The following is a 13,441-nucleotide window of genomic DNA, read 5'->3' as shown; positions in this document are numbered from 1 at the left end:
GGCCCGGTCCCGGAGGTGTCATTGGTGTCGTCGGCCGGCGGCGTCAGCGGCCGAAGTAGGCGCGCTGGATCTGTTGACGGTCCTCGCGCAGCGCCGCCGCCGGGCCGCTCAGGGCGACCGACCCGTGGTGGAGGACCACCGCGCTGTCCGCGATCGACAGCGCCTGGTCGATGTGCTGCTCGACCAGCACGATCGCCAGGTTCGTCTCGTCGGCGAGCTGGCGCAGCGTGGGCAGGATCGCCTGGATCGCGATCGGGGAGAGACCCATGCTCAGCTCGTCGATGAGCAGCACCCGGGGCTTGCGCATGAGCGTGCGCGCGATCGCCAGGCTCTGCTGCTCACCGCCCGACAGCAGGCCGCACCGGCGCCTGAGCAGCGGCCGCAGCTGCGGGAACCGCTCGAGCGCCTGGTCCAGCTCGTCGCGGCCGCCGGCGAGACGGAGGTTCTCGGTCACGGTCAGGCGGTGGAACAGGCCCCGGTCGTCGGGGATCAGGCTGACACCGGCCCGCGCGGTCCGTTCGACCCGGCCGCTGACAGGGGCCCCGAGCGCGGTGACGGTGCCGCTCAGCGGGGTCAGCAGGCCGGCGGCGGCGAGCAGGGTGGTCGTCTTGCCGGCGCCGTTCGGGCCGAGCAGCGCCAGGATGTTGCCCGGGTCGACCCGCAGGTTCACCCCGCGGATGGCGGGCACGCCGCGGTAGCCGGCAATGAGGTTCTCGATCACCAGCGCCGGCTCGGCTGCCGTGCCGGTGGCTGTGGCCGCTGCTGTCACGGTTGCGGTCGCGGTCTCCACCGAGGTCTCGGTGTCGGCCGGGGTAGGGGTGGTCATGAGGTCACCGCGCTCCCGAGGTAGGCGGCCACGACGCGCTCGTCGGCGCTGACCTCGGCGGGTGTCCCCGTCGCGATGATCCGGCCGAAGTCCATGACGTAGACGCGGTCGCAGACGTCCAGAACGAGGGTCATGTCGTGGTCGATGAGCAGCACGCCGAGGCCGCTCGCGGACAGCCGGCGCAGCTCGCCGCCGAACGCCACGCTCTCCTCGGTGTCCAGGCCCGCCGCCGGTTCGTCCAGCAGCAGGATCTGGGTGGCTCCGACGATCGCGCGGGCCACCCCGACCAGCTTCTGCTGGCCCAGCGTGAGCTGGTCGGGCCGGTGCTCCGCCAGCTCCGAGAGCCCGACCAGCTCCAGCGCGTTCCACACCGCCTGGTCGGTGCGCCGACGGCGGCCGAACACGTCGGTGAGCGCGCCGCGGACACCGCCACCCTCGACCGCGACGATCAGGTTCTCGGCGACGGTGAGATCGCCGAAGAGCTCCCCGGCCTGCCAGGTACGGGCCAGGCCGGCCCGGCGGCGCCGGTGCGGGCCGGCGTCATCCAGGCTGGTGCCGCCCAGCTCGACGGTGCCCGTGTACCGGGTGAAGCCGGTGATGGCGTCGACGAAGGTCGTCTTGCCGGCGCCGTTCGGCCCGATGAGGCCGACGATCTCCCCGGCGTCCACGGCGAGTGTGATCTCGTCGTTGGCCCGCACGCCGCCGTAGTGGACCGAGACACCCGCGGTCGCGAGCAGGCGCTGCTTCGATTCGGGTTCAGCGGGCATCGGCGGACCTCGATGCTATGGACGGCGCCGCGTCGCCCGCCGTCACGGTGTCGGAGTCGGTGGAGTTGTCGGGGCCGGCGGGGCCGGCGGAGGCGGTGGAGGCGGTGGAGGCGGTGGAGGCGGTGCTGGTCGCGGCCGCAGTGCTGGCGGCGGCCGCACCAGCCGAGGTGGCGGCGGTGCCAGCCGTGACCGAGCCCGCGGTGACCGAGCCGGCGCCGGTGGCCAGGGCAGGCGTTCGGCGTGGGAGCCTGGCGGCGAGCCATTCCTGGAGGGGGCCGCCGTCCGGCGGGAACACCACCGCGCGCAGCAGCATGCCGAGCGCGGCGATGAGTGTGTAGTACTTGCTGAGGTCGAGACTCTGGTTCAGGAAGAGATAGAGGACGCCGAGCGGCCCGGCGAGCCCGGCGATGACGGCGCCGGTGATGGTGGTGATCCCGCCGACGTACGTCATCGCCAGCACGGTGAGCCCGACCAGCACGGTGAACGACGCCGCGGACAGCTGACCGCTGCTGTAACCGATCAGCCCACCACCGATGCCGGCGAGGAACGACGCGATCGCGAACCCGAGCAGCTTCGTCGCGGCCACGTCGACGCCGGCGCTAGAAGCCGCCCGTTCGTTGGAGCGCACGGCCAGGAAGGCCCGCCCGGTGGCTCCGCCGAACAGCCGTGCCACCGCGATCAGCAGCAGCACCACGACCGCGAGCACCAGGTAGGAGAAGCGCAGCGTGATGATGTTCGTCCCCTCGCGCACCGCCAGCGAGTAGCCGAACAGGGACGGATCCTTGATCAGCGCGCCCGAGTACGGGGTGAGCGACGGGTTGTTGAAGACGAAGGCCTCGATGGCGAGCGCCGCCGCGACGGTGGCGACGGCGAGCTGCGCGCCGCGGATCCGCAGCGCGGGAACACCGACGACGACCCCCAGCAGGGTCGACACGACCGCCGCGAGGAACAGCGAGAACGGGAACGGCACCCCCGCGTTCGTCGTCAGTTTCGACAGCGCGAACCCGGCGGCACCGGCGAAGGCCATCGTGGCCAGTGAGATCTGGCCGAGGTACCCGGTCAGCAGCACCACGGAGACCGCGATCAGGGCGAAGATCGCCGACATCACCAGGCTGAACCGCCAGGTGCCGGACGTCAGCGCGATGACCAGCCCCGCGGCCACGACGGCCCCTGTCACCGGCAGGGGCCGCAGCCGCGGCACCGAAACCCGGGGCAGGCGCCCCACGCCGGCGCTGCCGCGCTCGGGGATGCTGCGGCCGAGCGCGAAGAGGGCGATGACGACGATGACGAACGGAATGGCGTCGCCGACCCCGGCCTGCGCCCAGGACGGCCACCAGTCCTTGGTGGTTGCGAACAGCAGGATCTGCTGGAGCGCGCCGAGGCCCAGGCCCGCCGCGCAGACGGTGCCGATGGAGGTGAGGCGGCCCACGAGGGCGACTGACAGCGCCGGGACGACGTAGAACATGTAGCTTGTCGGGTCCAGGCCGCCGATGGCCGGCGCCGCGAGCACCACGATCAGCCCGGAGACGAACCCGGTCGCGCCCCACACGAGCGCGGCGAGGCGGTCCGGTGAGTAGCCCAGCAGGCGCAGCGCGCGCTCGTCCTCGGCACCGGCCCGGGTTGCCGTCCCGATCTTCGTGAACCGCAGGTAGGCCCACATGCCCGCGGCGATCGCGATGGCGATGCCGGCGAGAATCAGGTTGCTCACCGCGATGGTGGCACCGGCGAGGGTGAAGGTGTCGGACGGCAGGATCGGCATCGGGATCAGGACGGTCGGGTCGAGCCCCAGGGTGTCGGCGTCGAACCGCAGGGTCACCAGTGCCTGCAGGAGCAGCATCATGCCCACCGACGCGACCACCTGCCCGAGGACGGGCGCCCGGCGCAGCGGGCGGAACACCAGGAAGTGCGCGAGAACCGCCCAGACCAGGCAGCTGGCCGCGCCGATCAGGAGGGCGGGCACGGTGTCCGTCGGGCCGTCGGTGAGCTTGAAACTCCCGATGGGCAGGACCAGCGTCCCGTTGGCCTGCAGGGCCGCCGTCTGCCAGACGCCCCACAGCGCGAGCGAGCCCTGCGCGAAGTTGATGATGCCGGTCGCGACGTAGATGCTGACCAGCGAGGACCCGAGCACCGCGTAGACGGCGCCGGTCGAGAACCCGAGAACGGCGAACTGCAGGATGTCGCTCATGAATGCGGCGTCACAATGGTCATCGGCCGAACCGACGTCCGCACCGCACTTTCCGGTGCGGTGCGGACGTCTTGCTCCTTCCGTTCAGCTTCAGCTCGCGCCCGGAATCGCGGAGAGGATCTGCGGGGACGGAACGATCCAGGTATCGCCCACCGGCTTCAGCGTCAGGTCGTCCTGAACGCTGAACAGCAGCATCTGGGTGGTGCAGTTCGGGCTGGTCGGCTTGCCGCAGGTGGCCGGCGAACCGAGGAAGGTCGGGAAGTCCTTCAGGCCCTTGAGCGTGGTCAGCACGCCCTCACCGGTGAGCCCGTCGGCTGACGGCGCGGTCGCGAGGCCCGTGGCGAAGTCCACCACGGTCGCGAACTGGCCGTAGGCGAAGAAGTCCTTCGACCCGCCGGCCGCCTTGATTTCCTTCGCCGCCGTCTCCAGCTGCTTGCCGGCCTCCGCCGGGGCGTACTTCTCCGAGCCCGGCAGCCATCCGGGGGCGTACATCATCGCGCCAGGAGCGTCCTTGGGCGCCGCGTCGATGAAGCCGGTGCAGGCCGCGAGGAAGACCCCGCCCTTGTACCCGAGCGACCGCAGGTTCCTGACCAGCTGGGTGCAGACCGACTCGTTGGGCGAGGCGACGAGCCCGGCGACGTCAGGCTTGGTCGAGACGATCGTCGAGGCCAGCGCGCTGAAGTTCGGGTTGGTGGCCGAGAAGTAGACCCCCTCCGCCTTCAGCCCCAGGGCGGTCGCCAGCGGCTTGAGCTGGTTGTCCACGGTGTTGTGACCGGACGGCGTGTCCACCAGGGTCATGGTCACCGCGGTCATGCCCTGGGCCTTGAAGCCCTGCAGCGCGCCCACGAGGAACGAGGCCTGCGGCGCGCCGAAGAAGACCCGGCCGTCGGCCTTGCTGCCCGTGATCTGGTCGAACGCGATCTGGCCGACCAGCGGAATCTTGGCGTCGACGAGAATGTCGACACCCGCGCTCGAGCTGTAGTTGAAGCCGTCGAACGCCGCGACGACCTTGTCCTGCACGAACTTGTTGGCACACGAGATCGTCTTCTCGGGCGTGCCGTCGATCGGGCAGCTGACGACCTCAAGCGGGTGACCGTCGACCCCGCCGAGCTCGGTGTTGACATACGAGACACCGGCCTTCATGCCAGCGACGGCGCCGGGGAGTGTGTTCACACCGCCTTCCGGGCTGAAGAAACCCACCTTGATCGGTGTGCCGGTCGCGGTGTTCTGGCCCGTCGACGCCTCGTCCGAATCCTTCGAATCGCCGCCGCAGGCCGCTGTCACCGTGAGCACGAGGCCCAGTGCCAGACCGACGGCAACCCTTGATCGCTTCCGCGCGATTAATCGCATGAAGTGCCCCGCTTCTCGATGCCAGCTCGTGTGACGCGGCGCCCCCGCACCCGGCCCCACCCTCGGCCCCTCGGTGTGAAGCGCGTCACCGGCCAGGAAGTTAGACCAAAACTGAGGATGACGTCAACCTCTTGATTGGGAGCGGCCGAACACGCTTGACTGGGCGGGCTGCCCCGCCGCGACATCCGGGCTCGTACCATCGCTGCAGCTTGCGGAGGCGTGGAGACCCGCCCGCGCCAGATCCATGACGACGAACGAGGAGTGGTTGTGCCGACGCCTACCGCTGGCCGGAAACGTGGGAACACTCCGGAGAGCCCCCGGCGAACCCGCAACGACCCTCGGCGCGAGACCACGCCTCGGCGGCTCGCCGAGGCGGCGCGGGTCGTCTTCGAGCGGGACGGGTTCTACAACGCCCGGCTTTCCGACATCAGCGCCGAGGCGAAGGTGGCCTCCGGAACGCTGTACAACTACTACCGGTCCAAGCACGACCTGTTGCACGAGGTCATGAAGGACGTCTCCGCCGAGCTGACCACCCTGGCGCCCGATCACGTCAGCACCCAGCTGGACCCGGCCGGCAGCGTCGAGGAGGTCAACCGGGCCTACATCGACGCCTTCCAGCGCAACGTCCACGTGCTGCGCGCGGTCTACCAGGCCCGGGATGACGACGACCGGCTCAAGGCCCAGTGGCACGAGGTCGCCGAGCACTTCCAGGGCAGGGTGACCAGGGCGATCAGCAGATGGCAGGCGGCCGGGCTGGCCTATCCCGACCTGGATCCACGACACACCGCGCATGCGCTGACCCTCATGGTCGAGCGGATGGTCATGGCCTGGACCTACGAGGGCGCCGACTACGACCGCGAGATCCTGCTCGACACGATCAACAAGATCTGGGAGCGGTCACTCGGGCTCCCCGAGCGCGGGACATCACCGGCCTCGACCCAGGCCACCTCGGCATGAGCTGAGCCCAGCGCGCAGCCTCGGCGAGGATCCGGCGGGAGATCCCCGCCGGGCCCGCATCACCTGCGCCTGAAGCGACACACGCCCCGACGCACACCCCCCGACCCACACCCCCGGCGCTGGCCGGCGACCGCGCCCGTTGGTTCCGTTGTGTTTGCGGGCAGGTTAGACAGGTGAGCTGGTCGTGGTGCGGCGTAAGGGCGAACACATGGCTGCCAGGCGGATGACCCCGGGCAGGGATCCGCCGACGGTGACGGCGCGATCAGTGCTGTTGCACGCCTCGGACCGGACCCGGATCAGCCGGGTCGTGCTGCCGAAGGGACCAGTGATCCAGAAGGAGCCGCTGGGCCCGGATGCACAGCAGCGGTTGCGTCACGAAACAGAGATCCTCGAACGGCTGGCGGGAGTCGAGGGTGTCGTTCAGCTCGCCGCCGGGCCGGCGGAGTACACGGGATCGATCCTGCTGGCCGATGTCGACGGCACCGCGCTGTGCCCACAGGACACCCCGCTGGAGCCGGACCCGCTGATCGCTCTCGCCGAATCGCTGGCCCACGCGGTCGCGGGGATGCACCACCGGGGTGTGATGCATCGGGATATCTGCCCGGCAAACATCGTGGTGGCCGCGGAAAGCGGGGCGCCCTACCTGATCGACTTCGCGCTCGCCACGACGTGCCCGGTGGTCCGCCCGGAGTCCGGCTACCACGGCGCGACCGTCGGGACCCTGCCCTACCTGGCACCGGAGCTGATCGGGCGGACCGGCCGCCCGGTCGACCAGCGAGCCGACCTGTACGCGCTCGGGGCCACCCTGTACGAGCTGGCCACCGGGGCACCGCCGTTCGGCACCGGGAACCCGTTCCGGATCATTCATGATCATCTCACTCGGGTCCCGACGCGGCCGGGAACAGTCAATCCGTCCGTGCCCGCCGGCCTTTCCGTCATCATCATGCACCTGCTGGAGAAGGAACCCGACGACCGCTACCAGTCGGCCGACGGGCTCGCGCACGATCTCGCGCTGGTGCGTCACGGCGCGATGGCGGTGCGCCCCGGCGAGCACGATCTCCCGATGCGCCCGCTGGCGCCCTCCCGGCTGGTCGGCCGCGACCGGGAGGTCGACGAGCTGGACGCGGCGTTCGCCAAGGCCATCACCGGGGGCTCGCACGGGGTCCTCGTCACAGGCGCGCCGGGCGTCGGCAAGACGTCCCTGGTCAATGCGCTGCGACCGATCGTGGCCGGCGACAACGGCTGGTTCGTGGCGGGCAAGTTCGACCAGTACCGCCGTGGCCAGGACTACGACGGGGTCCGGCAGGGGCTGCGCGCGCTGGGCCGGCTGTTGCTGGCCGAGCCCGAGGACTTCCTGGCGCAGGTGCGGGAGCGGATGCTGCGGGGGTTGGGTTCCAACGCCGGCCTGATCACGGCCACCGTGCCGGAGCTGGCAGCGCTGCTGAGGGTTCCCCCCGAACCCGGGGACCCGATGACGGCGCCGGTGCGGCTGTCTCGTACGCCGGTCGAGGTGCTGCGCGCCGTCGTCTCAGCCACGCGGCCGGTGGTGTTCTTCATCGACGACCTGCAGTGGGCCGAGCGTACGCCGCTGAGCTTCATCGACCTGGTGTTCAGCGGTGAGGAGCGGATCGCCGGGCTGTTGCTGGTCGCCGCGTACCGGGAGAGTGACATCGACGCCGCTCATCCCCTGGCGCCGATGCTCGCCCGCTGGTGCGGCCAGCGGACCGGCCCGCAGCGCCTGCGACTGCGCGCCCTGTCGCCCGCGGACCAGACGTCCATGGTCGCCGACATGCTGCACCTGGCTCCGGAACCCGCCGCGCGGCTTGCCCGGGCGGTCGCGCCGTCGACCGGCGGCAATCCGTACGACGTCGTGGAGCTGCTCAACTCGTTGCGGCGCGACGGCATCGTGACTCCGGGTCCGGGCGGATGGCGATGGGATGCGGCGGTACTGCGCCGCCGCCTCGACCGGGTGGAGGTGACCGCGCTGCTGGCCGCCCGGGTCGCGACGCTGCCACCGGACACCGCCGAGCTCCTGGCGGCGATGGCGTGCCTGGGGGGCCAGGTGGAACTGGACGTCCTGGCGGCCGCGGCGGGGCTGCCAGCGGAGGAGGTCGAGCGGCTGCTCACGCCCGCGCTGGCCGACGGTCTGCTGGTGCGGGAGTCCGACGGCCATCCGAGCGTCCGTTTTCACCATGACCGGACGCGGGAGTCCGTGCTGGGCGGCCGTCCCGCGCGGGAACAGGCCACGCGGCGGCTGCGCCTGGCGCGTCGGCTGGCGGCCCGGCCGGAGCTCTTCGCCGCGGCAGCCGAGCAGTACCTGCCGGTGGTCGACGCCGTACAGGGAACCGAGGAACGACGGGCGGTGGGCGCGCTCTTCCTCCGCGCCGCCGAGCAGGCGAAGCTGCTGAGCAACTACCCGCTGGTGGAGCGGTTCCTGGCGGCGGCGGTCGAACTCGTCGACCCCGCCGACACCGACCACCTGATCGCGGTCCTCACCGAGCGGCAGGCCGCGCTGTACAGCCTCGGCCGGCTGGAGGACGCAGACGACACCTACCGGACCATCTGTCGGCTGTGCACCCGGCCGACGCAGCTCACCTCCGCCACGGTGGTGCAGGTCATCAGTCTCACCAACCGGGGACGCGCCAGCGAGGCGACGCGGCTCGGCCTCGGCCAGCTGCGGCGCCTCGGCGTCTCCGTCCCGGGCGAGGGCGCGGTCAGCGCCGAGACCGACCGGGGCCTCGACGAGCTCCCGCGGTGGCTCGACACGACCAGCGAGGCAGATGACCTTCGCAAGCCGGGTGTCACCGACCAGAACGAGCTCGCTGTCATCCGGCTCGTCAACCGGCTCATGGTCGCGACGTTCTTCTGCGACCAGACGCTGATGGCCTGGCTGAGCATCAAGATGCTCGAGATCTGGGCGCAGCGCGGCCCGGATCGCACCCTGATCGGCCCGGTCAGCCACCTCTCCATCGTGTCCATTGTCCGCAGAGGTGACTACCGCACCGGGCACCGCATCCTGCAACGGATACTTGCTGTCGGGAAAACCCTGGGCTATAAGCCCGAGATCTGGCAGGCACAGTTCATCTATGTGATCACCAGCAGCCACTGGTTCGCGCCGCTGGAGGACATTCCGCCCCAGGGCCGTCAGGCGCTGGAGGGCCTCGTGCGGGGCGGCGACCTGCAGAACGCGTGCTGGGTCCACCAGGCCCTGATCGGTGCGCTGTTGGACAGCGCGCCATCACTGGATGTCGTCGCCGCGGCGGTCGACGAGGCGCTAGCGTTCGCCGCGCGCACCGGCAACAGACACGCCGAGGGAGCGTTCCGGGAATACCTGCGGCTGGTACAGGCGCTGCGCGGCGAGGCCACCGAATCGGCCGGTGACGAGGCGGCCGAGCTGAGCCTGTTGGCCGACGACCCGTTCTCCGTGGCCAACCTGCATGGGGCCCGGGCTCTCCTGGCCACGATTCTGGACCGCCCGGCCGACGCGGCACGCCACGCCGCGGCCGTGGTGCCCTGCAGGTTCGCGATCGAGACGAACTATTCCGCGGCGGTCGCGCGGCTGACGCTCGCGATCGCGCTGGCGGCCCAGGTACGGGCCGCGGGTGCGCAGGATGCAGGTGCGCAGGATGCGGGTGCGCAGGATGCGGAGCAGCACGACACCCCGCTGCGCGAACTCGACACGTCGATCGAATGGCTGGCCGCGCGCGCGGCCGACGCACCATCCAACTTCCTGCCTCTGCTGCGCCTGGTGGAGGCGGAGCGGGCGTGGGCCGTCGGGAACTTCCATGAGGCGGCGTACGCGTTTGACGTGGCGCTCAGGGAGGTCTCCGTCCGGACGCGCCCGTGGCACCGGGCCCTCGTCCTGGAACGCGCCGCACGCTTCTACCTGGCACATGCCATGGAGGAGGCCGGCCATGCGCTCCTGGCGACCGCCCGCCGCCAGTACCTCGAGTGGGGCGCGACCGCGAAGGTCAGCCAGCTCGACTGGGCCTACCCGGGGCTGCGGAGCAGCACCCTGGCCGGGATCACGCCCGCGACCCAGGAGCCGACCGTCGCCTTGGCGGCGGAGCGGCCCGGCCGCCGCTCGGCGGTGGCGATCGGCACCGTGGACCTGCTCGCCGTCGTCGCCGCCTCCCAGGCCCTCAGCTCCGAGACCAGCGTCGCCGGTCTCCAGACGAAGGTCGCGGGAATTCTCTCCGAGATGACCGGCGCCACCAGCGTCCATCTGCTGCTGTACGACCAGGAGCAGGACACATGGCTGGTGCCGACCGACTCCGGCGACACCGTCACGCTCTGCGAGGCCGGCCGGCGGCGCGTGCTGCCGTCCTCCGTCGTCCGCTACGCGGCCCGTACCCACGAGCCCGTCGTCGTCGCCAACGCCGCACGGGACGACCGCTTTCAGCGTGACGCCTATTTCGCCGGCCTCGAGCACTGCTCGCTGCTCACCATTCCGATCACCATCCGACGCACCCTGCGGGCGATGCTGCTGCTGGAGAACCGGATGATCCGTGGTGCGTTCTCCGCCGAGCGCCTCGAGGGCATCATGCTCATCGCCGGGCAGCTCGCGGTCTCGCTCGACAACGCCCGGGTCTACGCGTCGATGGAACGCAAGGTGGCCGACCGGACCAAGGAGCTGGCCGCGACGAACAGGCAGCTCGCCGCCGCGAACCGCCAGCTGGAACAACTGTCGGTCACCGACCCGCTGACCGGGCTCGCCAACCGGCGGCGCCTCGGGGAGGTCCTGAAGGCCGAATGGCAGCGCGCCCGGCAACACGGCACACCCATCGCGCTGGCGATGATCGACATCGACCACTTCAAGCTCTACAACGACCACTTCGGGCACGCCGCCGGTGACCGATGCCTGCAGCGCGTCGCCGCCTGCCTCGAGAGGAACGTCGGCGACGCGCTGCTCACCGCGCGCTACGGCGGGGAGGAGTTCACCGTCGTGATGCCCGACACCGACCTGGTCACCGCGGCTCGTCTCGGCCGGCGCCTCTGCCACGCGGTGGAGGACCTCGCCGAACCACACCCGCTGACGGCCGAGTCGATCATCACCGTCAGCATCGGGGTCACCGCGGCAACCCCCGCCGACGACGATGGCGAGACACCAGGCGACGGCGTGGCCACCCTGACCAACGCCGCGGATGCCGCCCTGTACCGGGCGAAGAACGGCGGGCGTAACCAGGTGAAGGCGGCCTGACCCGGGACCACCCGGGGAGCCGCGGCGCACCGCCGATCAGATACAGATCGGGTGCCGATCGGGTGCCGATCGGGTGCCGATCGGGTGCTGTGGGCCTGGGCTCACGGCAACAGCAGCGCGGCGGCCGTCACCTCGAACCACCCGGCGACCGAGGCCTCGTCGCGGTCGGGTTCCGCCTCGTACAGCAGCCAGGCCGTGTACCAGTTACACGCGGCCCACAGGCGGGTGGCCGCGCACTCGACCGTGAGCTCGGGGCGTAGATCACCGCGCGCTGCCACCGCCTCGACGAACAGGCGCATGTCCTGCAGCCGGCGCCGCTCCTGCTCGTGCCAGGCGGCCGCGATGGCCTCGTCCTGGGCCGCGGCCTGGACGTAGGCGCGGCTGATGGCGGCGTAGCTCCTCGCCCGGCGCCCGGCCATGACGCCGAACAGTCGCAACTGGTCGCGCTGGTCCTCGGCGTCGAGCGCGGCGCGGAAGGACTCCTCCTGGGCCAGTGGGGTGTTCTCACCCGCGACGACGGTCCGCTCCAGCGCCAGCTCCAGCAGCCTGGCCTTGGGCGCCAGCCCGTAGACGGACTCGACGGCCACACCCGCCTTCGCGGCGATCGCCTGCATCGTCGTGCGGGCATAGCCGTCGGCGCAGAAGAGCTCGACGGCGGCGTCGAGGATCGCGGCGCGGGTGGCCTGGGCCTGCGCGGCGCGGTGCGGCGAGCGGTAGGCGCGGGTCGGCTTCACGACCAATTTCACTCCAGTCGACCTGGGTTCAATACCGTCACCCTACAACGATCTCAGGGAGGACGTTCCCATGGCCAATCCGAACGCCTATCTTCTGATGCACGACGGCATCCGCCTGGAGCTGCGTCGCATCGCCGACTTCGCTGCATCGCTCGCCGCCGGCCGCCGCGTCGCCGGCCCGGCGCAGCTCACCGCGCTGCGGGCCCACGTGGACGAGGCCCTCGACGCCCTCCACCACCATCACGTCGCCGAGGACGACCACCTGTGGCCCCTGCTGCGCCAGCGCGGCCTCGGCTCCGGCGACCTCGATACCCTCGATGCCCTCAGCGCCGACCACGACCGGCTCGATCTGCTGATCCAGCGCCTGCGCGCGACACTGGCCGACCTCGCCGGGCCGGCCGAGAGCACCGGACGTGCCAGACCCAACCGACCCGCCGGCCCCACCGGGAACGACGGAAACAACGGGAACGACGGGAACGACGGTTCGAGCGTGTCGGCTCTCGCCGCGGTGACCGCCAGCCTGCACAACCTCATGGCCGAGCACCTCGCCACCGAGGAGGCACTGGTCGTGCCGGCCATCGAGGACCGGGTCTCCGACGACGAACTGACCCAGCTCGAGAAGCGGGTGAGCCGGGGCGCGAAGATGCGGCTGTCGTTCGTGCTGCCGTGGCTCGCCGCGGCGAACCCCCAGCGCGCGGCGGACGTCGCCGCCGGTCTCGGGCCCGTCCTGCCGCTCCTGCTCGCCGCGAGCCGTTCCGGCTACCAGCGCCGCCTGGCCACCGCCTACGGAGACCTCGTGGTCGACCCGGGCCCGGTGCTTCTGCGCGGCTCCGCCGAGATCTTCGTGCCCGCGCCGACCGACCAGGTGTACGCGGCGGTGGCCGACGTCGTGGGCATGGCCCACCACAGCCCCGAGTGCTACCGGTGCGTCTGGCTCGACGGCGCGTCCGGGCCCGCCGTCGGCGCCCGCTTCCGCGGCTGGAACCGTTCACGCGGGATGCGCTGGTCACGCGAATGCGAGGTGGTGACCGCCGAACCGGGGCGGGAGTTCGCCTACCGCACCCGGCGGACCAGGAGCAAGCCCGACAGCACGCTCTGGCGCTTCCAGCTCCGCGCGCATGACGGCGGAACCCACCTCACCCAGACCTTCGAGCTGTCGCCCTCCGCGCTGGTGCTGCGTTTCGAACGGCTCAGCGGCCGGGACGTCAGCACGCCCGTCGCCATGCGCCAGACGCTGGAGCGGCTGCGCGACGAGCTGACCCACCTTCCCGCCGACGTCGACGCGGCCCGCCCGATGATCGGCGTCTGACGGGGGCCCAGCGGGCGCATCCGACCATCACCCGGGATGATCAGGAGCGATCGAGGCGGGGTGAATCCGGAACTCGCCCCTCCTCGCCGACCCGTGCGGACGGCAGACTGTCG

General features: G+C 71.3%; 8 protein-coding genes. 3 read left to right on the top strand and 5 right to left on the bottom strand.

What is annotated here, in order from left to right:
* Positions 1–43 precede the first annotated feature (43 nt).
* The 4 genes from AWX74_RS22750 to AWX74_RS22735 all read right to left on the bottom strand — a co-directional run bounded on the left by AWX74_RS22750 (position 44) and on the right by AWX74_RS22735 (position 5,188).
* Positions 44–826 carry an ABC transporter ATP-binding protein gene (locus AWX74_RS22750; protein ID WP_226930758.1) on the bottom strand — a complete coding sequence of 261 codons (783 nt, stop codon included), beginning with the start codon at positions 824–826 and terminating at the stop codon, positions 44–46.
* Positions 823–1,593 carry an ABC transporter ATP-binding protein gene (locus AWX74_RS22745; RefSeq protein WP_091280497.1) on the bottom strand — a complete coding sequence of 257 codons (771 nt, stop codon included), beginning with the start codon at positions 1,591–1,593 and terminating at the stop codon, positions 823–825. Before AWX74_RS22745 ends, AWX74_RS22750 begins: the two co-directional genes overlap by 4 nt.
* A complete protein-coding gene (locus tag AWX74_RS22740; protein ID WP_091280494.1) occupies positions 1,583–3,778 on the bottom strand; it encodes an ABC transporter permease in 2,196 nt (731 codons plus the stop codon). Before AWX74_RS22740 ends, AWX74_RS22745 begins: the two co-directional genes overlap by 11 nt.
* Positions 3,779–3,868: 90 nt before the next feature.
* Complete coding sequence (locus tag AWX74_RS22735) at positions 3,869–5,188, bottom strand: ABC transporter substrate-binding protein (RefSeq protein ID WP_091280491.1); 1,320 nt, start codon at positions 5,186–5,188, stop codon at positions 3,869–3,871.
* A 207-nt stretch (positions 5,189–5,395) separates the two neighbouring features.
* Here AWX74_RS22735 and AWX74_RS22730 point away from each other — a divergent pair, with 207 nt between their 5' ends.
* Both AWX74_RS22730 and AWX74_RS22725 read left to right on the top strand, forming a co-directional pair.
* The gene (locus AWX74_RS22730; protein ID WP_091280623.1) at positions 5,396–6,085 is read left to right on the top strand and encodes a TetR/AcrR family transcriptional regulator; all 690 of its coding nucleotides are present in this window, start codon (positions 5,396–5,398) and stop codon (positions 6,083–6,085) included.
* A 208-nt stretch (positions 6,086–6,293) separates the two neighbouring features.
* The gene (locus AWX74_RS22725; protein WP_091280487.1) at positions 6,294–11,285 is read left to right on the top strand and encodes a diguanylate cyclase; all 4,992 of its coding nucleotides are present in this window, start codon (positions 6,294–6,296) and stop codon (positions 11,283–11,285) included.
* Between the two features lie 101 nt (positions 11,286–11,386).
* Here AWX74_RS22725 and AWX74_RS22720 read toward each other — a convergent pair whose 3' ends face one another.
* Positions 11,387–12,019 carry a TetR/AcrR family transcriptional regulator gene (locus AWX74_RS22720; protein ID WP_242666362.1) on the bottom strand — a complete coding sequence of 211 codons (633 nt, stop codon included), beginning with the start codon at positions 12,017–12,019 and terminating at the stop codon, positions 11,387–11,389.
* 70 nt (positions 12,020–12,089) lie between these two features.
* On the opposite strand from AWX74_RS22720, the gene AWX74_RS22715 reads away from it, so the two are divergent.
* Entirely contained in the window at positions 12,090–13,328 is a 1,239-nt protein-coding gene (locus AWX74_RS22715) for a hemerythrin domain-containing protein (protein WP_091280481.1), read from the top strand.
* Positions 13,329–13,441 lie beyond the last annotated feature (113 nt).

The organism is Parafrankia irregularis, assembly GCF_001536285.1.
Lineage (GTDB): Bacteria > Actinomycetota > Actinomycetes > Frankiales > Frankiaceae > Parafrankia > Parafrankia irregularis.
The sequence above is the reverse complement of the archived record's forward strand: the minus strand, read 5'-3'. Positions and strand labels throughout refer to the sequence as shown.

Coding starts and splice junctions, on each gene's coding strand:
- AWX74_RS22750 (WP_226930758.1), bottom strand. CDS start 826: ATGACCACCCCTACCCCGGCCGACACCGAGACCTCGGTGGAGACCGCG.
- AWX74_RS22745 (WP_091280497.1), bottom strand. CDS start 1,593: ATGCCCGCTGAACCCGAATCGAAGCAGCGCCTGCTCGCGACCGCGGGT.
- AWX74_RS22740 (WP_091280494.1), bottom strand. CDS start 3,778: ATGAGCGACATCCTGCAGTTCGCCGTTCTCGGGTTCTCGACCGGCGCC.
- AWX74_RS22725 (WP_091280487.1), top strand. CDS start 6,294: ATGGCTGCCAGGCGGATGACCCCGGGCAGGGATCCGCCGACGGTGACG.
- AWX74_RS22715 (WP_091280481.1), top strand. CDS start 12,090: ATGGCCAATCCGAACGCCTATCTTCTGATGCACGACGGCATCCGCCTG.